The organism is Ruegeria sp. BI12 (genome assembly GCF_056537985.1).
In genome coordinates, this window is sequence record NZ_JBQFSL010000002.1 from 79,520 (window position 1) to 100,868 (window position 21,349).

Below are 21,349 nucleotides of genomic sequence, written 5' to 3' on the forward strand. Positions count from 1 at the left end.
GAAATTTGCAATGAGCAATCATGACCACAAACATGGAGCAAGCTGCGCTTGCGACGTCACGCCCGAACGCGTTGATATGGCGCGCCGGCGACTCTTGCAACAAGCCGCCGGTGCGGCCGCGGCAGGTACAACAATAGTGGCTGGCGGGCAGGCCCTTGCCGCGACCGGCGAAGCACGCGCCTACTATGCTGACCCGGAAAATCCAGGCCTTCCCCAAATCGACATGACCATCGAGCCGGGGCGTACTGCGCTTGTGGTGACCGACCCCCAGATTGATTTTTTGTCAGAGGACGGTGTGACGTGGGGCGTCGTTGGCGAAAGCGTGACCGAACAGGACACGGTCGACAATATCGAACGGCTTTTCATTGCCGCCAAGGCTGCGGGGATGCCGGTCTTCATCTCGCCCCACTATTACTACCCACATGACCACAAGTGGGAGTTCGAGGGCACTCTGGAAGCGACGATGCACAGCATCGGCATGTTTGACCGCCTGGGACCGCTCAATTTGGACAACTTCGAGAGCTCAGGTGCCGACTGGATGCCGCAATACAAGAAGTACATCGAGGATGGCGAAACCATCATTTGCTCGCCACACAAGGTTTACAGCCCTGCTCAGAATGACCTGAACCTGCAATTGCGTAAACGCAAGATCGACAAGGTGATCCTCGCGGGGATGTCGGCGAACCTGTGTACGCAGGCGCATCTCTACGAGCTGCTGGAGCTGGGCTACGAAGTCGCTGTCGTTCGCGATGCCACAGCCGGGGCCAAGGTGCCTGAAGGTGACGGGTATCTCGCCGCCATCATCAACTTCCGCATGGTCGCCAACGGCGTCTGGTGGACCGACGACGCGGTTGAGCGCATTGGCCAATCGGCCTGACCCAAATCGATCTTCAAATTTGATCCTAGCATCCTGAAAGGACATATCATGACACGCATCTTTACATTTCCCGCGCTTACAACAGCGTTGACTCTCACCCTGGCGGCGGCGGCATTGGCTGACGATGAATACAACGTTTCGAACAGTCTTACCTTGACTGGGCAGCCCCTCGGCATGCATGGCGTCGATCCTGTATCGATGTTTGAAGCCGAAATACCCGAAATGGGCAACGCCACTTTTACATCGGCCCATGATGGAGTGGACTACTATTTTGCGTCGCAGGCAGCGAAAGCCACATTCGAGGCGGATCCGACGGCACATCTGCCTCAATTCGGCGGGTTCTGCGCCTTTGGCGTCTATGTAGGCAAGAAGCTTGATGGCGATGTTCGGTATGCCGATATCGTGGACGACAAGCTCTATCTCTTTGTGAATGAGGAAATCTTCAAGAAGTACCTTGAGGACAAAGAGACCGTGATCCAAGGCGCCCATGCCAAGTGGGCAGACATCCACCACACGCCTGTCGGCAGCCTTTGATCGAGGAATTTGGTGGCTTTTGCCGGTCGGAGCCACCGCTGCCTCTCCCCTCCCCAAAAGGCCGGCATTTCTCCAAGACACCCTGTCCGCAATGACAATTCTCGTGTGTCGAAAACTCTTCCCAAAGGAAACCAGACATGACTGATTTTGAGACATATACAATCGCCTCAGCCCCTGATGCCGCGAAACCAATTCTGGAAGCATCGCTGAAAGGATATGGTTTTGTACCCAACCTTTATGCGGCCATGGCCGAAGCGCCCGCAATTTTGGAAGGCTATACGACACTTTCCAGCATCTTTGGAAAGACCAGCCTGTCAGAGACTGAGCGCCAGATCATCCTTATGACTAACAACCGGTTGAACGGGTGCAAGTACTGCATGGCCGCCCATACCACTCTTTCACAGATGGCCGGTGTCCCCGAAGACGTGATCGCAGCGTTACGCGATGGCAGCCCTATCGCCGACCCCAAATTGGAAGCGCTGCGCAAATTCGCCATCGTGATCAACGAAAGCCGAGGCTGGCCCAGCGACGCACAGGTCGAGGCGTTTCTGACGGCTGGTTACACACGCCGATCTATGCTGGAAGTCATCCTCGGCACAGCGTTGAAAACCCTGTCGAACTATACGAACCATGTGGCGGAAACCGCGTTGGATGATGCCTTTGTGCCAAATGCATGGATCGCCTCGGTCGCGGCAGTGGCTGAATAGCGGACCAAACCAGACATTCTCCAATCGAGGCGAATGTCTGGTTCAGTTTTTGCGTTGAGTATACGCTATTCGATCAGTCGTGCTGCGACGTATCCCACCAATGCGCATCCATGAACTGCGGGATCGCCTGCGTTTTACCGCTCAGTTTCCCGACGGTGCCTTCAGTCAACTCAAGCGCCATCCATGCCTCGGGTGCCGTCAACAGATCGGGGTAAGGCGTATGCTTGTCGGTTGGGACAAACCCGTAGCGGGGATAGAAGGTCGGGACACCCAACACGAACACGGCGTCAGCCCCGATAGACTTTAGGTGCCCGATGCTGGTCTCCATCAATTCTTTCCCGACACCTGTACCCTGATGGTGTGGTGACACGCCGCACGGGGCCAGAAGGTAGCATTTGGTGTCGCGGTGGTCCGTAAAGACAAATGGCGTGAACAGCACGTTGCCCGCTAGTTTCCCCTCTCGTTCAACACTGATCGAGATTGTGTCTGGATTGTCGAGAAAGGCTTTGGCAAGCTGTGCAATCGCCTCTCCCTCAGCTTCTCCATCCGCTTGACCAAAGGCCTGTCGGTGGATGCCCAGAATGGCGTTGATGTCTGTTTGTTTCATAGTGTTCTCCTATCGTTGATTCATTTGGGCTCGTACGGATTTGATCCCCAGCGCAGACGCGCGATAGGGGGCACCGTTTTTCGAGCGGATCAGGCGCTTTTTAAGAAGGCGCTGAAAGATATTGAGGGTGCAGTCAGACAACACATGACCGCTGCGCGTATAGCAGGTGACATCATGTACTTTGCCGTTCGGCTGGCGTTCAAATTGGATGGACCCGCCAAGGGCGAGTTCATGCAAAACACGTTGCTCGTGCTTTGAGATGTTCATTGGGATGTCTCGATTTTACGAAAGTACAGAAACAGGGCACTCAGCGTTGCGCTTGAGTGTGCCTATCAATGTTGGTGTTCCTGAATTTGCTTCGCCAGGAACGGGCGTTAGGCCCGGGACTCTTTCATAAAATCTCCATAATGCGAGGCGCTACGCCTCAGACGAGACGGTCAAATAGGCATTCAAACGAGTCGCGTCAATATGGACGGCGGCCTTTTTTGGGGAGGCGGCGTGTTTCAATGCAGTCTTTCGCCGCGACACGCGTTTGTGGGAGGAATGGGCTCGTTCCAGTCGTTCGCTGTGCGGTGTGTGATTGACTGCATTGTGTAGAAAGCGGTAATTTGACCGCCGTTCGGTCCATCGCAAAGTCATTTCACAGTATCACATTAAACTGATCCGCAATTTGCACCCCTAGTCTCATCTGCTCTTCAGGTTCCGTGTTACAATACTCATACTGGCGTGGGACACACAACTTCGATCAGAGATGGCCCGTCGCTGGAGAGACCGGCAGAGAGCGCCTTCGCAAAGCTGTCCATGTCATCTGCGCGTGTCCCCGGAACACCATGGCCCTTCGCCAGAGATACCCAGTCCAGTGTCGGGTTATCCACGTCAAACATAGCTTGAGCATTCTGGCCATAGCTCGCCACACCGACATTTGTGAGTTCATCGCGCAGGATTTGATAACCGCGGTTCGCAAACACAACGATTGTCACGTCCAGATTTTCGCGGGCCATGGTCCACAATGATTGAAGAGTATACATGGCGGACCCGTCGCCGGTTAGTGCGATGACTTTTCGGTCGGGGCAGGCGATAGCCGCACCCGTCGCACAAGGCAAACACAACCCAATCGCGCCGCCGGTGCCTGCGAGTAGGTCATGCGGTCGAGCGGTGGCTGTCGGTGGAATGACGTGAAACCCGGACGTCACGGACTCATTACAGATGGTCGCGTTTTCCGGGATCAGTGCTGCCAACGCCAAACCAACTTTTTCGAGGGTCAACTGCCCGCTGGGAATGTCCGGCAGATCGAGCGGATGGGTTTTTGCCACCGTTTTGCTTGTGACCCCGACCGCGTCGGCGAGCGCTTGCAGCGTCCACTCGATATCATCTGTGGGCGTACACAAGTCGGTAATGGGGCAATACGGAGGTTCGGGTACGCTTGGTTTCCCGGGATAAGCAAAAAAGGCGACTGGCCTGTCTGTGCCAAGCAGAGTGATCGAAGACGTTGCTTCAAGCTGAGCGATCTTGGGCGATATCGGATAGGCCAGTTGGTCTAGCTTTGCTGTTCCTGCGCCTTTGGAAATGCGCGGTATCAGAGTATCGGCCAACAACCGGCACCCCGTCGCGGCAGCAATTTGTCCCGCTAGTTCACGCTGTGGTCCAAACAGGGCTGATCCGCCAATCATCAGCGCGGCGTTCGGCGTTACAAGACGGGCTGCCGCGGCCTCTATCTCGCCTATTGACGGTCGATGGAGTCTTTCTCTGTTGTCCAAACGGTTTGCCGCTGCGTTCGCTTCGTTCCAAGCTGTGTCGGCAGGCAGGACAAGGGTCGCGATCTGGCCGTTTTGCGCGCGGGCTGCTTGAACCCCTGCCGCTCCATCCGTAGCTACGTCGGTGGCATTAGACGATACTCGCGTCCACTGACTGACCGCTTGGCTGATACCGAGGATGTCTCCCTTCAAAGGGCTTTCGTAGCGCAGATGTTGCGTTGCATGATCGCCCACGATGTTAACGATCCCGGACCCTGCTTTTCTGGCATTGTGCAGATTAGCAAATGCGTTGCCAAAGCCTGGTGCAAGATGCAGCAGCGTGCCCGCAACATCACGTTTCATGCGAAAATATCCGTCCGCCGCCCCTGTCGTTCCTCCTTCGAACAGGCAAAGAACGCAATTCATCTCCGGGTGTTCATCCAAGGCAGCGACAAAGTGCATTTCAGAGGTGCCGGGATTTGCGAAGACTGTATCCACGCCATTGTTCAAAAGGGTTTTTACGAGTGATTGAGCGCCGTTCATTTTAACCCTAGCCTGATTTCAAGCGATCATTTGATGACAATGCTCGCACGAAAAGACCTTCTTTCTGAACATATTTTCCTCTCGACACTACACTTTACGACGCATGGCACCGCAACCGCTCGCGACGTGGAGCAGTCACCGGACTTAAGACCGTGCCTTTTGGCGGGGCCAAAACTTAGAGCGAAAGCAGTCAAACACTTGGTGAGATAGACACCGCGCGAGCACGCCCGCTTTGGGCTCTCCCGGCACATTCGCCGCGAGATCCATGAACGACGGCTTCGGGAAGGAGCGCCTTTCGCGGCGTGGCGCACGAACTGGCAAGATGCGGCCAAAGCAGACTTTCAGTCGAATAAATTGAAAGTCTGCTTCTCGGTCGCGGCACATGCTTTAACTGAGGTGATGCACTTCTTGCATGCCGTAGACCGGCGTTGGTACACCCTCCATTCGGGCCTTTATTTGCAGCGACAGGAATTGTGAATAATGTCGGGACTGATGCAGGTTACCACCATGCATCCAGAGGTTTGGAAGCTGTGTCGGCTTCCACATATTGCGTTGCTCGCCTTCCCAAGGCCCCGGGTCCTTGGTTGTGTCAGAGCCCAGACCCCAACACTTCCCAAGCCGATCCGCCATGTCCTGACCCATCAGGTCAGCAACCCAGCCGTTCATCGAATTATACCCGGTCGCATAGACCACCAGATCAGCATCCAGATGCGTTCCGTCATCAAGGATAACTCCGGTTTCATCAAGCGCAGTGACCTGACCGCGTTTCAGCTTGATCTCACCATCAATGATCAACTGGCTGGCCCCAATGTCGATGTAATAGCCTGATCCGCGGCGCAGGTATTTCATGAACAGCCCGCTGTCGTCGTCGCCCCAATCCAGCCAGAACCCGGCCTTTTCCAACCCATCATAGAACTCTTTGTCCTGTTCTTTCATCGCGGCATAGGCCGGAATCTGGAATTCGTGCAGAATGCGATATGGCAGCGATGCAAAAATCAGATCGGCCTTTTCGGTTGTCATACCAGAACGCACCGCACGTTCAGAATAGAGATCGCCCAGTCCGATTTCCATGAGGGTGTCCGAGCGGACGATATGTGTTGATGACCGCTGCACCATTGTTACATCGGCATCGTTTTCCCAAAGCGCCGCGCAGATGTCGTGGGCCGAGTTGTTGGACCCCACCACAACGACCTTCTTACCGGCCCATTTGTCGGGACCTTCATGTTCCGAGGAATGCACCTGCTCGCCTTTGAAAACATCCATACCCGGAAAATCAGGCATGCGTTTCTTGCCGGACATCCCGGTCGCCATGATCAAATGCTTGGGCCGCAGTACAACCTCTTCGCCGTCCCGGTCCACCGTGATGGTCCACTCGCCCTTGTCTTCATCAAACGTGGCGGATTTGGCCGTCGTTCGCGTCCAATAGTTCAGCTCCATCACCTTGGTGTACATCTCAAGCCAGTCACCGATCTTGTCCTTGGGCGAGAAGACGGGCCAGTTTTCCGGGAACTTGATGTAAGGCAGATGGTCATACCAGACCGGATCATGCAGGCAGAGGGATTTGTAGCGATTGCGCCAACTGTCGCCAGGCCGGTCATTCCGTTCAACGATGATTGTCGGAACGCCGAGCTGTCGCAGCCGCGCGCCCATGGCGATCCCACCCTGACCACCGCCGATGATGACGCAGTAGGGCTGTGTTTTGTAACCCAGTTCAGCCTCTTCTTGGGCCCGTTCTTCCGCCCATGTGGTCCTGTGTTTACCCGCACCATGCTTGGCCCCAAGTGGGCGGTTGAACCCTTTGGGCTCTTCATGACCTTTCAGCTCGACCATCGTGGTCAGCAAGGTCCATATCTTGCCATCCTTGAGGCGGATTAACCCAAAGCCGCGTGCCACTTCGGTTTCGAACTTGATCCATGCGGTGGTTATTCCGCCATCTTCAGTGGGCACTTCACTTTCAGCTATTTTCCAACCGCTCGGCTTTGTTGTGGCCAACTGGTGCGCGAGCATATCTGCCACCTGCGCCTTGCCTTCGACCGTTTTGATATTCCAGGTAAAGCTGACCAGATCGCGCCAATAGCAATCGTCCTGGAACATATCGCAGGCGGCATCGATATCGCCTTGGGATAAAGCCGCACCGAAGTCATCCAGGAACCCCTGCACCTGATCCGAGAGTGTTGTGTCGAGCATGTCATCCTCCCTATCTCCACGGAGCAAAAGGCTGACAAATCCGCGTCCCTTCGGGCAAGTCGATTTGGCGGCTCAACGCTTGACTTCGGCCAAAAAACCCAAGACTTGTTGCGCGCGCAACAAGGGCGCAACACGAAGGCATGTGCGTTTATGCAGGTGGAATAAGCCTGGCCTTTCGCACACGGCGCAGGATTGTCGACCGGTTCACGCCAAGGCGTCGCGCCACTTGAGACATATTCCAATCGCAAGCACGCAGCAGTGCTTCCAGATCATCTGAGTCCAGCTTTTGCGCAGGGGCGAGCGCCGGGGCTGGCAAATCCGTCAAGTCGATGATGTTGTCCTGACACAGGGCGACCGCGCTGTGCAGCAGATGTTCCAGTTCACGAATATTGCCGCTCCATAGTCGTGATTTCAGATCGGCGCGCGCGACTGTCGACAGGTGAATATCATGGCTTGCAAACCGTCGAAGCAGGCGATCAATTAGCCAATCCAGATCCGCTCGGTGGCGCAAAGGCGGCAGAGAAAATGTGGCCCCCGCAATCCGGTGCAGCAGATCTTCACGCAGACCGCCCTGCAATCCCGCCGGGGGCTGCCGACATGAGGCAATGATCCTCAGATCAGCCCGCCGCTCAAGCACTGCTAAAAGAGAGGCCTGTGCAGGCTCGCTCAGGTCTTCAACACCGCGCAGGTACAGCGTGCCGGGGTCGATGGTTTGGCAGAAATCGAATGTCTCGGTATCGCAGCAGATCACTGTGTGGAAATCCTGTCTCGCAGGATCGGCCATGTGGATCGCACGCGCCAGTTTGGTCTTGCCCGTGCCGCTTTCACCAGTCAGCAAAAGCGGCAGGCTGGTCGGTGCAAGACGTGCAGCATTGTTCAAAAGCTGCTGAAGGTCTGCATCCGGCCCAGCAAAACTGCCAAGGGCTCCGGGCAGAACCTGTTCTCGCTTGCGCAGGGCCGCTGTCATCTGCGACGTCTGTGGCGCAACGGCATGACCATAGAGCGCGCGCCCGTCCTTGAGGCGCAATACCCGGTCTTCTGAGGGCCTGCCGCGCATGAATTCGGGCATGTCATCAACACTGATTTCAAGCCAGTCCTGCAATTGCGACCCGATCAGGTGGCCCGAACCGTCCGGGTCCAGTGCGCGTCGGGCCCCCGAGGTCATACCAATGATCTTGCCGCTTCCGTCCACTGCAACCGCCGCTTCAGGATCGACCTCAAGAAATTCGGGGCTAGCTGAAAAGCGCAGGACCCAATCGCGCCTGGTCGATGCCATCAGGTTTGCCATCTCGACGCGACGGGCGGAATTCGTCACCAATGTCATGGCCAGATTCTGCGACGCCTTAGGCGAAGGGCCACGCAACAACGAAACATCCAGAACAGCCGCAAGACCACCTTTGGTATCGAAAATAGGCGCTGCCGTACAAGACAGCGGCGTATGCGTGATCGAAAAATGATCCCCCTGATGGATCGTCACCGGCTGACCTGTAACGATGCACGACCCTACCCCGTTCGTTCCTGCCAACTCTTCCGTCCACTTGAATCCCAGATGAAGACCGGCAGTTCTGAGTTCGTCCTCAAAGTTCCGGTCGCCAAAGAAATCGACGCAGACGCCATCCGCATCAGCAAGCAGCAGGACGTAGTTCTGCCCTGCAACCTGCGCAAACAAAGATTGCAGCCCCGAGCGCGCTGTTGTGATCAGACGTTCCGATTGCTCCAGATGTTCACGGAATTTGGTGTCAGGCAGGATATGCGCGGGTTCCTGCCGTGAGGGATCCATACCATAGGTTTCAACGCAGCGCTGCCAGCTGTCCGCGACAAGCCGGTCTCTCCCTGTATCGAACCCGCTTAAGACACGGTCAATCTCTTTTGTGTGCTGGCGATCCAACAGCTTCCCGCCCTACAAATCCTCTCTAAAATTAGCATGAGGATGGCTTCGCGCCTATGTTCAAATTTCGTCTGGCAAACGTATTGGCGCTTTGCTTCGTCAAGCTGACCTTCGTTGAACGCGCAGCATTGAGCCCTTTCGGACTCTCCTGGCACCTTCGCCGCGATCTGCGCCAAGGGCCGGTCTGATAAGGATCGACGTTCGCTGCACGCGGCATGAACTGATAAGACGCGGACAAACCTGCCCTTCGATGCTGCTCCATCAATTTCCGTTTTCGGTGTGCGGTAGCGTCGTCGATGCTGTATCCAGCTCGACACTCAAACTTGCGGCCAAATCGAAAAACTGTCGTCGCACGGTCTCGGCGTAAGGATTGGCCTTCTCAATCGCTTCGAATACTTCAGGCGCATCGTGTTGAACCATGGAAATCGCTTCAGATAACAAGTCAAAGCTTTTCGTTGTCATGCGCGTTGGCAGCGGTCCCATTCTCAGTAGCACTTTGGCAATGAGGTGCGTGAGTCCCTGGACAACTGCTGCTTCTTGGTCGTGATCTTCTGGTGTTGTCATGATGACGGTCAGTCCGAGCGCTTTGCGTAAAAACGCAGCCAGCCTTGTATGCCGGTTTCCCTGAATGGGGCAGACCGCGATCTTTAGACCCTCAATACCTGTCGCGGCACTTTGAGGACCAAACAAGGGGTGGGTTGCGACGATGTCTACATGGTTCGGCATCAGCCGCCGCATGATTTCTGCGGGAATTACTTTAACTGAGCCAACATCGACAATCAGCGCGCCGGGTTTACAAGCAACCGCGATCTCTCTGACAACCGGCTCGAAAGAGGACACTGGTGCCGCAATGAGGATCACATCAGCCTGCGATACTGAGTGCAAGGATGATAGACGCACGCCGAGTTTCTTTGCGATCTTGGCAAGGTCCGGCGACGGATCGTAGGCCGATATCTCGAAGTGCTGTCCGAGATGAAGTGCTGCAAGTTGTCCGAACGCACCAAACCCCACGATGCCTAGCGACGTATTTTGACTACTGCTGTTGTTGTTCATTTTGCGACCTTTGAATTTGCCGCCCGGCACAAGGTCGTTTGCATGTTGACCGCTGTCAGGGGCAGCGGAAAACCAATGATAAATTGCCCGCAGCTATCGAAGCTGAGGATAATAGTCCTGCGATGCGAAGAACGATTTCACCATGAGGTCAGCGATAAGGCACCCAAGAGCGCAGAGTCAACGATATTGCTGCCTATAGGCTATGATGCAGCACTCTTTAGGAATGGGCTCAATCCGAACATGTGTCGCTTTCTGAACGAATTGCCGCTTCGGATCGCGAGACTGCAAAGGCTGCATAATTGCGACTTATGTTAAATCTCGAACTCCCGGCTTTCTGCCACAAAACCGGTGCGCGTTTTCGACAGTTTCAGGAAAACGAATGTTTCTTCCGGTGATGTCTTGAAGGACGATGCCCGCAGTATCACTATTAGACTAAGCGTCCTAAAACTAAGTCTTGTTCATTGTTTTCACTCCCTGATTGGCTGCGTTCCAAGCCACAGCAGCTCACCGAAGCAAATCAAAAGTCCGCAAGCGAGCTTGATGCCGAACCGGTTGCGAAGGTCGGCACCAATATCGACCGGCCCGTCATCAATCTTTATCGACCCCATATCACCTCCGGGGATTGTCTGATTGTCACCGGGTATCAGGATTTCTTGTCTTCGCTGTCGATTTTGATGAAAGAATTGCCCGAACTGCGGGTTCTGGAAAACGACAGCGATATCCGGATACGGATATCGTTCGGGATCGACACAGCGAATACCAAAAGGCTGACCAACCCCACACCAGTCACCGAAGAAATGAAACTCTACTGGCTGGAGCGCTCCGGGCTTCAAGTGGAAGAGGACCACGATCTTATCGCGGTGCTAGCAAAACACGCCATCAAAACCGGGAAAATAGATTTGCGTGTCTTCGATCCGAAACTCGCAAAACGCAAGTTGGGGATATCTGGGGATCGGCGGCTACACTCAAAAATCGTCAGCTCGCCAAAAGGTGCCGTCGCCGGATCCGCAAACTTTTCCTACTCAGGGCTCTACAGAAACATCGAGTACGCCGATGACCTGGATGCGGGCACTCATGAACTTCAGGTCGAACGCACAGAAGCAGCTGAGCAGGCTTGGGATGTATCTGTCGATTGGAATACCGAAGCGCTGGAGATACTCGAAAAACTCATCAAACCGGTGACCGCTGAAGATGCGATAGCGCGAACTATCTCGGAGCAAAAGGGGTTTGAACCCTGGCTCACCGGTGATCGAAAAGAGATCACGGGTCATACCCTGTTTGGGTATCAACAGGACCTGACCTATGAGGCGTGTTCCATCGTCTATGACCATGGTATCGCTTTCGTAGAAGCGCCAACCGGCTCGGGCAAAACCGAGATCGGATGTCACTTGGGAGAAGCTTTGACGAAGACCTACTCAAAGGTCGTGCCCAGCTCTCCGGTGCATGGTGTCGCGCGCAATAATGCGGTGGTGATTGCACCCCCTAAGGTCATCCCAAGTTGGGAAAAATACTCAACTCCATCTCTGGACGCGAAGCCGAATACCAAGTTGGCAAAACAGAACCTGCGAGGCGCTGGGGATGACAAGGAACCCGGGCTCAGGCTCGAACAATATGGCATTCTGATCATTGATGAGAGCCATACTGTTACACCGGGCTTTGAGCAGGCATCTCAAATGGCATCCGCTATTGAGCTTGCCCCGCCGAGCTGGAATGTTTGCCTGTCCGCAACCCTACTTGGGAACCGCGATGTCGATTGGTTGACCCATATGCAGGAGAAACGCGCGTCCATTTTCATGACGCCGACTTTCATTCAGGCCATGGGCGAGTTGTTCGAGCGCGAAACCCAAGTTCCTAAGGATATCTTCAACCAGGATGCGCAACTGGCCGTCCTATCAGAGCCTGACACGACGCTGACGCAAGAGGCTCGCACCGAACTCGCTCAGCTCGTTGCGCCGTTTTTGACACGCAGACAAAGGCGATGCATTGGCGAAGACAAAGATCCGAGCAAGCACAGCTACCCGAGACTTGAAAACCACGGCCGCCCGAAGAAACTTAAGGCGACAAAACCTCAGCAAACGCGCCTGGATGAGATTGTGGCCCTCTGCAAAGAACTTGCACCAGGTGGTAGGGTGACCGCGGTCGAGAAAAGCCGCTTCGGGCATGTGAGCACGCAACAAAGCACGCAAGATCAACTCTATATCCGCAACCTATTGAACATCCTGCGTGTGAATGCCGCCCAAGCCCATTGGGAGATGTCGCACGGAGCCATTGGCAACTCCCTCCGCGACTTCGAACGCGGAGTAAAATCGAAGAAAAAGGTGCTCCAAGGCAAACAATCAAACATGTTCGCCGCACTAGGAATTGACGAGCCCGCACCCGCAAAAAAATGTGACGCGCTAATCCAGAAGCTTGGACTGAGCGTCTTAAAAGAACTCGACGAAAAGCGGTACGAGGCCTGCCTGAGAATTCAAAGTGAAAAAGACCGGGTTGTGTTTCTCGCGGAGCGAACAGACACGCTTGAGATTTTCGCAGAGGCACTGTCGCGCAAAGGTCACCATATCAACTATGTCGTGGGGAACCAAACCAAGGGTGAAGATCGCGCCGTGAAGGCAATCTTTGGTGAGGGACCGGACACCTTTGAACGCATCACACAAGGCAAGTCTGTAGAGTCTTATTTCCGGCCAGGAGGAAAAAACGCTCCAGATGGACCGGCGTCGGTCTTTCTGACTTACAAAATGGCGGAGGGCATCAACCTACAGTCATCAGATACGTTGGTGTTGCTTGGCCTGACCTCAAACTTGAAAGAGCTCATCCAAGGTCTGGGTCGGATCGACAGGATCGACAGCGAATTTGGGATCGTAAATTACCATCTGGTTGACGTACCCGTCGGGCAATTTGCGTCCGATGAAAAAACCGCCCAGCGCATAGAGAACTATAAAACTTTGGCTGGGGAGGCGCTAATCGACGCCGTCTTAGAAGAAAGCACCGAAGACGCAGAACTGATCCTCGATAGCGTTGTTGAATATCTGCGATCCCCGCGGCGGCTTCGCGACAATAACTTTCACGACGTGCTGGAACGCACCAAGCAAACAATCCCCGAAGACCGCTACAAACTCATCGACAAGGCTAAAATCCAAGGCACCTGGGGCGCCGAGTTGGCGCTCCTATCGGCCCGTGAGAAATTCACGGCGCTACATCTCAAAGGACTTAGCAAGAGCAATAGCTTCTTTCCGCCTCGCCTGCTGCTTCTTAAGGATACTGCGCCGGGCCTTATACTGGAACGCGACCAGCTAGCCTGCGTCCAATCGCTGGAGACTGCATACGAACGGACCAGAAGCCTTGGCATGGAGCACGCCCACATGTCACTGGAAGATCTCTCTGAAGCGCTAGAGACGATTTCAGAGCAAATTGGCAAGCTGACCGAGTGGGACTTGCGCCCCGCTCGCGTTGAGAGTCTCATGAAAGCTGGCGCCGAGTTCATGGGACGCAAAGGTGGTGTCGAACTCTGTGATCAAGAATTGTTTGGCCATATGTCACTGCCTGCCGTGGAAATGGTGTGCGAGGCGTGGAGCCGTGAGCTTGATCCCTTCTGGGAAAAAGCGAAACACGAAGTGCGTGACAGCTTCGCCTATGAGGGTCTTCCCAAGGGGTACATCGCGCTTCAAGTTATCCTGGAAAAGCTCGAAAGCGATCATCAGGCGTCCGCAGAGATCCATGAGAAGATGGTCCGGGTCATCGAGGAAGCTGAACAGGTTTCACGCGACCATGAACCTGCAATTGGACAGCGCATTTCAGTGGTGTTCTTTTCGGATGGTGCAGGCGAGCACTAGGCGGCCTCAGACAGCAGCGAAGCCAGGTCACTTAGTTTTACTAGGTGCCCTCGCATCGTCTTACCTTCAATTTGCGCGCCATGTGTCTCAATCCCTTTGCTCTCAAAATCGGACAGTAGCTTTCGGGATGTTGTACCTCTTGACCTCGCCAGTGTCGCGACGGGCATGTACTCGCTTTGAAAGATCGCAAGCTGCTGTGGTCTGACCAAGAAAGACTCGCTTGGGCCGTGCGGAACTTTGCGAGATCCGAGCAGGCCCAGCTTGCACCAATGTGTCACCGCCTGAGCCTTCCAACCCGTCAACTTTGCGACATCATTTGCGGTCCAGTCTTTTGACAACCGCTGCGTCCCAAGTTCGCGGTCGATGTCGGAAACTGAAAAATGAAACTCACCAAGTCGCATGTTTTCTTCCGCAACAACAGGTTTGATAACGCCTGTGGAGATTTTCTGAAGAACATGCATCAAAGCAGCTCGATCAGTTGTGCGCCTCAGGTTGAGCTGATTGAACGGAATAGTTTCTCCCGCTTGAACTTTAGTGCAGTTTCGAATGTTTGTTGTGAGCTCTTTTAGGCTTTCACCGTCAATGCAGCCATCAACAAGTGGAGGACGGTATTCAGCAGCAACCTCGTGGATCAATTCTGACGCGCGAAGCAGATCAAATTGCTTTCTTGTAACACCAAGGTAGTCTCTGGCCTGCAACCCATCCCAATACCGCTTCCTATCCAGATAGATGTTCGAAATTTCGAAGCGTGGAATCATCGTATGCCTGTGCCCATACCCGCTACGGGCTTGCTTTCCGGCAATTTGACCTGACTGAACCTCAGCCACCAAGCGCTGTGCAGAAATTCCCAGTTCCTTGGCTGCTTGTTTAGCCGAGACCCATTCCCGAGCTTGCAACGGCGTTAGCTTTCCCAGGTAGGTTCCCTTGAACTCGGTTGAAGCAGCACGCGACACTGCATCTCTGAAAGGCTGGTACGCATCATCTTCGAACTTCATAAGTCTTTGATACCAGCTTCCGAGCATGGACGGCACAGAGTTGGATTCTGAATTTCCTGCCAGTATCAACCCTCGAACGTGTTCTTCGAACCCATTTGGCCAATGGTCAAATACAGTTGCCAACGGCTCAATCAGTTCCAACGAATCTGCAACGCTTTTGGGTGTTTGTGTTTTCCCAGACTTGCCCGTGCGGTTCTGAGCGAAACCACTCGCTAGGAAATTAATAAAAGCGCCAATGTCTTTTGGGACCTGACGCCCTTCTGCAAGGTCAAGAAACCGCTTGCCAACCGTTGAATCTCCCGCAATCAAGGCGGAAATGATCACTTCGTGGTCCTTTGCTGCCACCCGTGGGAAATTGGAGTAGCTAAAGCCACATCTGCATTTATCAAAGCCGCCGGACGTCGGACGCAATGTGGTTTTGCAGACAGGGCAAACATCTTGAAGACGCGTTTTGTGATGGTGACAGGTTGTCACCAAGTAATGACGCCAAGTTTGTTGAAAGGGTAAGCCATCGGCAAGACATGAAGGGCAAATCGGATCGCTATGATGCCGCTCGAAACGCCAGTTTAAGCTGGGTGACTCAGGTTTGGCAGAAGGGGAGATAGCAACCAACAAACCTTTCTCTAAGCCCATCTCTTGCTCAAAGTGCTCGATGTTCTCGACTAGAATTCGCCCATACTTCCGCCGGAACCGTGTCAAAAATTCAGAGACATCTCTGTATCCATTTACATGGGCTAGACGACGCAAGTATCCGATAAGGCTCTCGCCTTTCAATGGTGGTACTGCAAACAAACCCGGCACCTCAAACACCTCGCATAATCGCAAGCTCATGCGACGTCATAGGCTCTACTTCGAGACCAGCATCTGCCATGACTCTGATGTATGACCTGATCAGCTCAGTATCCGATGGTGGTTCTTCTTGAAAAAACGACTGATACGGATCTCGCTCCAGGCCTGAATCCGTCGCTGCCCTGGCAATCGTTTTGGTGCTGTATTGTGAATTTTGGGCACCCAATGCCAGGGGCGCGCGCAGCACTTCCAACGCCACTGGCACACGTCCGCCGGAAACACCGTACAATCGCCGTACCATATCGTCTTGGTCAAACTCCAAAAGGATGCCGGACTCCTCAAGACAATAGAAGGCAGCAAAGATTGCATCGCAGAACGCGATACGATCAGCCTCAACGCTCCACCAATAGGGGTTCATTCGAATGGTGTTCAAACAGCGTCCCGCAAACTGCTCGTTGCTGTCCATAACCGCTTCGAACATTGGCAACCCAGCTAAAATCAGAGTGACTGAGGTTTCATCAACAATAGTCTTGAAGTGATCAGCGGCTTGTCGACGCGAGTGCCTAGTCAGAGTTTCGGCGCAATGGTTCACTTCGTCGATAATGATTGTTTGAATGCCGTGCTCAGCTACGAGCCGAAAGAGACGTTCTCGAATTTGGGCAGGTCGCTCTCGTTCTACGAAATCAAAGCCCATGCTTCGCAAGCAGGAACCGTAATAATCCCGCTCGGAAGGCCGTGGCGCAAGTCGGCCCAGAATGACATCTGATGATACCAGAATAGCACTTGGGCCGTGGCGGTCATTTTCAACTTGTGCCTTCAAGTCCTTTGTCAGTTCTGTCTTTCCACATCTCGTCGGCCCCAAGATTGGTATGATCCGTCCACCCTCGGTTGCTGCAATATTCAAAAGACGTTTTATCTCCGAGACAGCCCATTCGTGGCGGCTATGTCGGATGAATGCACCTTGCAGAGCTCTACTAGTTGTTTGGTCCAGCATCTTTTCTTTCGACCCTTGGCAAGTTCTTTGATCTCGTAACTGCGAGCTTGTTGTGACCAACCTCTGACCGTATTTGGTCAATTAGTTGTGGTTCTTTCAAACTTCTGTTCTGCATATCAGCGGCCCGCAACTTGTCGATTTCCGCAGAGCGGTTCCTTTGCAGTTTAGTTTTTTTGCCCTGCTTATACGTCCTGCGCGCTTGGATATCTTTGTGGATCTCCAAAGCCGTTTTGATTGGTCCGTTGTGTTTCGCCTTGGGTGACCGGCATTCTCTTAGCTCACGATAAGAAAGTGCTGCCAAGTCTTTTGCTTTGTTGGACGCGCGCACCAACTCGCCTGTATGCGGATCCACGACCAAAATTTCCCTAGCATCAAGTGGAGCATAGCGTATTTCAACACGCTGGCGCGGGCCTAGTCGTCGGTACAGCCTTGCCAAGTCTTCAGAGTTGTATTGCATACTCTCGAATTCGATACCGTAGTGCCACAGAGTTCGAGATTCGGATTGGATCATCAGCGCTGCGTGATGCTCGTCCAAAGACGGGGGTTCTGGCACTATGTGTTCATCTGCCAATCTGTCCCAAGCGGCGCTAGGTGTTTCACCCCGTTTAAAGATGTCTTGGACTTTTCTCCTCGGAGTTCTTCCATATTCGTCGTAGCGCCAGCGTTGCATTATTGAATTGAACACTCTTAGCGTCAGGCGGGCTTCATCCATTGCTTTTTTGGTTCGATCCCGGTCGGGATATGCCTTTGACTTAGTCGCACCCGGAAGCTGGCTGACTTTGCTTCGTACTGCCCCGAACAAGTTTTCGATAAACGGCTTTTCCTGGGGTTTTCGAGGTTGCGCCCAATGGCCATGGACACCAGCAACTTCGATAAAAGCATCGATGGGTTCGCCCACGTTCTCTGAACCCTGATCCATTACAACCACTTTCGGCAGTGCGGCGATTTTTTTCCTGTTTACAATTTCGTGCTGTTCGAAAAAGTCTTCCTCTGGGTAGCTAATCATCTCCTTTAGAGCTTTGGCCACATGTTCTGATGATGGATCTGGTAGGAAGACTTGAAATGCGACAATCCAACTAGTAGCACAGTCAATCGCTGCACAAATCCACGGCCGACCTATTACCTCCCCGCTATCATCAACCAGCATTATGTCAGCTTTTGTGCAGTCCAATTCTATTTGATCGTAAGGTGCTGTTATATCATAGTATTTTTGGGCAATTCGCATGTGTTGGCGCGCCTCGTTACTGCCCAGTTGCCACTTTAGAACGTCAAAATGAGGGATTGTGTGCACAATCGCTTCGACTGCCTTGCGTCCGCAGCACCCAGGTTTTATGCCATTCTCATGGCAAACCAACTGGTATTGATTATAAGCGTCGCTAGACAGACTTGTTAGATTTTGTCTGTCCGACGACGTATATTGCATTTCCAATAGATCGAGCACTATCTCGTGGAAAACGCTGTCAAACCTTGGCATACGATTTCCTGAATTGCTGTGCTTGGGCAAAAGCGCGTCCGGCCCGCCGCGCCGATACAATTTGACCCAATTCTGAACAGTCGATTGCCTCGGAAAACGGTTACCCTTGATTTTGAAGGTGGGTTCTTCGGCGAACTCGCGTTGAAGTATCGGTATGCGTTTTGCCCAATGAACGCCTTCCTCCCCAAGCTTTAGTGCATTTTCCACAATGCGTAGTCTGAGCTGAGCTTCACGTGCATCTTTAGCGGTTACATTACGAGGACGTTTGTCGAAGCCTTCTTCCTTCACTAGCCCATCGTGCACATGGTCTCGATATTCTTGTCCAGATATCTCAAAAGGATCAACTTGGGAGTTCGATATCTGATATGCATCCCGCCCAGCTATCGCTCCATCGACAGCATAGGTTTCTCCCCTATATTTGATGGTTCTCTGGTGCCGCCTTTTGACAATCTGCTTCAAAATTCGATTACCTCCAGATGTCTTTGGTCGCGGTTCGCAGTATTCAGGTTCGTGGATGGCCCAAGAGCTTCACATGAAAAATCGAACACCAGATAGCCATCAAGAATAAGGCGAAGAATCTTCGCTTGGGGGATGCCAATGTTCTCTCTTAGTTCTTTGAACGTCACACGTTGCTGTTTGAGACACGCTATTTTGCTTGCAAGTTTAGGGGCGGTCTCTTCGGCTTGTCCTTGCAATAGCAGCCAAGCATTTCGATCAATCGGCCCCTGCAATAAGGACTCAGTTACAATGACAAGCGAGATTCCGACTTCGGCAAGAAGTGAAGGATAGTCCAGGTACTCAGGTTTCTTATCTATGTGAGCGCTGTGCTTGGCGTCCAAGTAGAACAAACGGCCGTCGACAAGTGTGACTTCTAGGTCTGGTGTATAAAGCTTAGGCCTGTACCGACGCCCTTCATAAGCCTCTAGCGCCGTTTCTTTGTTTGCAAATGCTCTTCCGGTTCCCATGTCGATTGTGCAAGGCTGTGGCTTAAGCGAGACCACACGAGGGTCGACCTGCATGCAACGAACCAGTGCTGCTTCCATTTGGCTTTCGAGCTGAATGACGCCTGGGAACTTGACGCCAGACATTTTGCCAGCGCGTTTTTTCATTCCGCGCTTGTGAACGCGTCGGGCCGTCGGGGGTGCGTGTCGATCTATCCTCATACGGGCTCTATACATGCATCCATTCGCATTGGCAATGGGCTCGATGCGAATAAAATGATTGCGACCGATGATGACTGAAGACGAATTTCAAGATTTGGCCAAAACTGAAAACTGGATTGCCCTCGGAGCGTGGCTGAATCGCGTTGTCCAAGACAGCCAAGCCTGCGGGTACGCGTTTCCGGACGATGCACTCCAAAGCGTTGCCGCTATTAGAGGCACAAAGCCTGCAAGCCTTCGCAATCCGATGTCCGCGGCGAAATGGTTAGAACAGAACCGACCCGATCTTTTTGAATCAAAGCCCGACTGGCTGGCCATGATGCAAGTTATTTTGCTTTCAAGGATAGATCGGTATGACCCTAGGAAATCCAAAGAGATAGCTGATGCCGTTCTTTCAGGGGAGTTATCTCAGGCGGAAACTAAGTCTATTCTTGATGAAGTTCGATTGGCGGAGAAGCCTGCGGTCGTGATTGCTAGAGGTGGTTTTGGCGGCCAGCGAAGAGCCCGAGACTTCGAAGTAAACGCAAAAATGCTTTTCAAACAGAACACTAGTGACATCTTCAATGTGGAAAATTTGACTGTTCGAGAAGGCAGAACGTTCGAGCCTCTTGCCACAGACTTAATCGTATACAAAGGCTCGGAGCCTTTTGCGGCGATTGAGATCAAAGGCCCGAGGAATAGAATTGATCCTGGCTACTTGATTGACCAACTGGCAAGAGCAGCACTTCTTTTGAGAAAGGTTCCTCAAGTACTATACGTTGTTCCTGAGCAATCTGAGTACAAACTGGGTGAACTTGTAGCGATACGAGACAAACTCGAAATCGAAGGAATTAAATTTGGGACATTGCCGGAGAAAAGTCGGCTCGCACCAAAAGATCTAAAAGTTCTGGGATGATGCACTCTCTAATGTTGGGTGTTATGCCGTGCGCGAAGGTCTGCAATGCGCAGAAAGCGGACTTTGCAAAGTGTAGCAGACTGCTCAAAGCGGGTATTCCTTCCAATAGCAGCGTATGCGGCTTTGAGCTGCGTTCCGCAAATCATTTAAACTGCACAGGACAGCAACATTGAGCCCAGAGTTGCCGATGTGGCAAGTAGCGTGCAACGCGGCAAGGGTTTCAGAAAGAGACATTGAATCTCGCCGATCTACAATCGGGCATACAATCTAAAAGAAATATTTCAGCCCAAAATACGGCCCCTGCTGCGTGACGTCATATGCGAACTCGCCTGAGCTGAGTGTGTCGCTATAATCAATACTGAAATACCGATAGCCGAACGTCAGCGCGACCTTTTCCCAGGGTTGGTAGTCGAATCCCGCGTTGGCCCCAATTTGCAAATCGTTTCCTCCGGCGCCGAAGCCACCCAATTCCAGAGATGCGATAGAGGTCCATTTTTCATTCAAGCGCCACATACCCCTTGCGCCCACGACAGGTTCTATCCAGCCTTCATCGCCCCCCAGAACCGGAAGCGTCATGGGACCAGGGGTTGAAACTGAAATTTCCTGTCGGATCGAATTCAAGCGCGCACCGCCTTGGATATCGACTGCGTATCTTTGATTTTTTCCCCCGTAAGTCCCGTCCGCAACGCGATACGCAGCGAGGATACCAAACCATTTTTGTCGGACGTCAACATTTACATCTGCGTTCAGTGGTCCCGGTAGGCTGGCATCTTGTTCGATGCCGACATAATTCGCATCAACGATGATACCGAAATCACCTTTCCACGCCTCGTATCGGCCTGCTGCTGCAAAATCCAAGACGTCGAGAACATCTCCCAGGCTCAAATCCAACTCAGCGGATTGCCCAGCGACCGTTGAGGTTCCCCGAGTGCGGAGCGGAGTGAACAGATAGAATGATGCGGCGTGACGCCAATTTGCTTCATCCTGTCCCGCGGCAGGCAGGGATTGCGCGACGACGGTCTCTGGGCAGGCCAGGATGGACGCAGAAAACAAAAGGCTGAACAGGGTTCCGGACTTTGGCAT

Annotated in this window: 16 protein-coding genes; 5 read left to right on the plus strand and 11 right to left on the minus strand. The window is 53.2% G+C overall.

The features are described from left to right. The first annotated feature begins 10 nt into the window (after positions 1–10). From ACR0AK_RS13705 to ACR0AK_RS13715, 3 genes are all read left to right on the plus strand, one after another. On the plus strand, positions 11–877 hold the full coding sequence (locus tag ACR0AK_RS13705; RefSeq protein ID WP_480793723.1) for a cysteine hydrolase family protein: 867 nt from the start codon (positions 11–13) through the stop codon (positions 875–877). A gap of 48 nt (positions 878–925) precedes the next feature. Continuing rightward, complete coding sequence (locus ACR0AK_RS13710; protein ID WP_480793724.1) at positions 926–1,411, plus strand: YHS domain-containing (seleno)protein; 486 nt, start codon at positions 926–928, stop codon at positions 1,409–1,411. A 137-nt stretch (positions 1,412–1,548) separates the two neighbouring features. Beyond that, positions 1,549–2,118: a carboxymuconolactone decarboxylase family protein gene (locus tag ACR0AK_RS13715; protein ID WP_142639617.1), complete on the plus strand. Its 570-nt coding sequence runs from the start codon at positions 1,549–1,551 to the stop codon at positions 2,116–2,118. 73 nt (positions 2,119–2,191) lie between these two features. On the opposite strand, the gene ACR0AK_RS13720 is transcribed toward ACR0AK_RS13715, so the two are convergent. From ACR0AK_RS13720 to ACR0AK_RS13745, 6 genes are all read right to left on the minus strand, one after another. After that, positions 2,192–2,725 carry a GNAT family N-acetyltransferase gene (locus ACR0AK_RS13720; protein WP_170790463.1) on the minus strand — a complete coding sequence of 178 codons (534 nt, stop codon included), beginning with the start codon at positions 2,723–2,725 and terminating at the stop codon, positions 2,192–2,194. Positions 2,726–2,734: 9 nt separating this feature from the next. Further along, the gene (locus tag ACR0AK_RS13725) at positions 2,735–2,992 is read right to left on the minus strand and encodes a YjhX family toxin (RefSeq protein ID WP_170790464.1); all 258 of its coding nucleotides are present in this window, start codon (positions 2,990–2,992) and stop codon (positions 2,735–2,737) included. 449 nt (positions 2,993–3,441) lie between these two features. After that, on the minus strand, positions 3,442–5,001 hold the full coding sequence (locus ACR0AK_RS13730) for an acetolactate synthase large subunit (RefSeq protein ID WP_170790465.1): 1,560 nt from the start codon (positions 4,999–5,001) through the stop codon (positions 3,442–3,444). A gap of 387 nt (positions 5,002–5,388) precedes the next feature. Further along, positions 5,389–7,188 (minus strand): NAD(P)/FAD-dependent oxidoreductase, encoded by a 1,800-nt coding sequence (locus ACR0AK_RS13735; RefSeq protein ID WP_170790466.1) that lies wholly within the window; start codon positions 7,186–7,188, stop codon positions 5,389–5,391. 148 nt (positions 7,189–7,336) lie between these two features. Further along, on the minus strand, positions 7,337–9,079 hold the full coding sequence (locus tag ACR0AK_RS13740; protein WP_480794518.1) for a sigma-54-dependent Fis family transcriptional regulator: 1,743 nt from the start codon (positions 9,077–9,079) through the stop codon (positions 7,337–7,339). Positions 9,080–9,337: 258 nt separating this feature from the next. Next, positions 9,338–10,159 (minus strand): prephenate dehydrogenase, encoded by an 822-nt coding sequence (locus ACR0AK_RS13745; protein ID WP_331252663.1) that lies wholly within the window; start codon positions 10,157–10,159, stop codon positions 9,338–9,340. Positions 10,160–10,590: 431 nt separating this feature from the next. Here ACR0AK_RS13745 and ACR0AK_RS13750 point away from each other — a divergent pair, with 431 nt between their 5' ends. After that, entirely contained in the window at positions 10,591–13,959 is a 3,369-nt protein-coding gene (locus tag ACR0AK_RS13750; protein WP_480793725.1) for a DEAD/DEAH box helicase family protein, read from the plus strand. On the opposite strand, the gene ACR0AK_RS13755 is transcribed toward ACR0AK_RS13750, so the two are convergent. Genes ACR0AK_RS13755 through ACR0AK_RS13770 form a run of 4 tightly spaced genes read right to left on the minus strand, consistent with a single transcriptional unit; the run spans position 13,956 to position 19,320 of the window. After that, positions 13,956–15,785, minus strand: coding sequence for a TniQ family protein (locus ACR0AK_RS13755; RefSeq protein ID WP_170790469.1), 1,830 nt, complete (start codon positions 15,783–15,785; stop codon positions 13,956–13,958). The two genes, ACR0AK_RS13750 and ACR0AK_RS13755, sit on opposite strands and share 4 nt — an antisense overlap. Continuing rightward, positions 15,757–16,737, minus strand: coding sequence for a TniB family NTP-binding protein (locus tag ACR0AK_RS13760; RefSeq protein ID WP_170790470.1), 981 nt, complete (start codon positions 16,735–16,737; stop codon positions 15,757–15,759). Before ACR0AK_RS13760 ends, ACR0AK_RS13755 begins: the two co-directional genes overlap by 29 nt. Next, a complete protein-coding gene (locus ACR0AK_RS13765) occupies positions 16,718–18,670 on the minus strand; it encodes a Mu transposase C-terminal domain-containing protein (RefSeq protein ID WP_170408649.1) in 1,953 nt (650 codons plus the stop codon). The genes ACR0AK_RS13760 and ACR0AK_RS13765 overlap by 20 nt, the downstream gene beginning before the upstream one ends. Beyond that, a complete protein-coding gene (locus tag ACR0AK_RS13770; protein WP_480793726.1) occupies positions 18,667–19,320 on the minus strand; it encodes a hypothetical protein in 654 nt (217 codons plus the stop codon). The genes ACR0AK_RS13765 and ACR0AK_RS13770 overlap by 4 nt, the downstream gene beginning before the upstream one ends. 124 nt (positions 19,321–19,444) lie before the next feature. Here ACR0AK_RS13770 and ACR0AK_RS13775 point away from each other — a divergent pair, with 124 nt between their 5' ends. After that, positions 19,445–20,266 carry a hypothetical protein gene (locus ACR0AK_RS13775; protein ID WP_170746949.1) on the plus strand — a complete coding sequence of 274 codons (822 nt, stop codon included), beginning with the start codon at positions 19,445–19,447 and terminating at the stop codon, positions 20,264–20,266. 267 nt (positions 20,267–20,533) lie between these two features. On the opposite strand, the gene ACR0AK_RS13780 is transcribed toward ACR0AK_RS13775, so the two are convergent. Then, positions 20,534–21,349, minus strand: coding sequence for a hypothetical protein (locus ACR0AK_RS13780; protein WP_480585028.1), 816 nt, complete (start codon positions 21,347–21,349; stop codon positions 20,534–20,536).

What these genes read in the sequence shown, in the direction of transcription:
- ACR0AK_RS13705 (WP_480793723.1), top strand. Translation starts at nt 11, where the DNA reads ATGAGCAATCATGACCACAAACATGGAGCAAGCTGCGCTTGCGACGTC.
- ACR0AK_RS13710 (WP_480793724.1), top strand. Translation starts at nt 926, where the DNA reads ATGACACGCATCTTTACATTTCCCGCGCTTACAACAGCGTTGACTCTC.
- ACR0AK_RS13715 (WP_142639617.1), top strand. Translation starts at nt 1,549, where the DNA reads ATGACTGATTTTGAGACATATACAATCGCCTCAGCCCCTGATGCCGCG.
- ACR0AK_RS13720 (WP_170790463.1), bottom strand. Translation starts at nt 2,725, where the DNA reads ATGAAACAAACAGACATCAACGCCATTCTGGGCATCCACCGACAGGCC.
- ACR0AK_RS13725 (WP_170790464.1), bottom strand. Translation starts at nt 2,992, where the DNA reads ATGAACATCTCAAAGCACGAGCAACGTGTTTTGCATGAACTCGCCCTT.
- ACR0AK_RS13730 (WP_170790465.1), bottom strand. Translation starts at nt 5,001, where the DNA reads ATGAACGGCGCTCAATCACTCGTAAAAACCCTTTTGAACAATGGCGTG.
- ACR0AK_RS13735 (WP_170790466.1), bottom strand. Translation starts at nt 7,188, where the DNA reads ATGCTCGACACAACACTCTCGGATCAGGTGCAGGGGTTCCTGGATGAC.
- ACR0AK_RS13755 (WP_170790469.1), bottom strand. Translation starts at nt 15,785, where the DNA reads ATGAGCTTGCGATTATGCGAGGTGTTTGAGGTGCCGGGTTTGTTTGCA.
- ACR0AK_RS13760 (WP_170790470.1), bottom strand. Translation starts at nt 16,737, where the DNA reads ATGCTGGACCAAACAACTAGTAGAGCTCTGCAAGGTGCATTCATCCGA.
- ACR0AK_RS13770 (WP_480793726.1), bottom strand. Translation starts at nt 19,320, where the DNA reads ATGAAAAAACGCGCTGGCAAAATGTCTGGCGTCAAGTTCCCAGGCGTC.
- ACR0AK_RS13775 (WP_170746949.1), top strand. Translation starts at nt 19,445, where the DNA reads ATGACTGAAGACGAATTTCAAGATTTGGCCAAAACTGAAAACTGGATT.
- ACR0AK_RS13780 (WP_480585028.1), bottom strand. Translation starts at nt 21,349, where the DNA reads ATGCCAAAGTCCGGAACCCTGTTCAGCCTTTTGTTTTCTGCGTCCATC.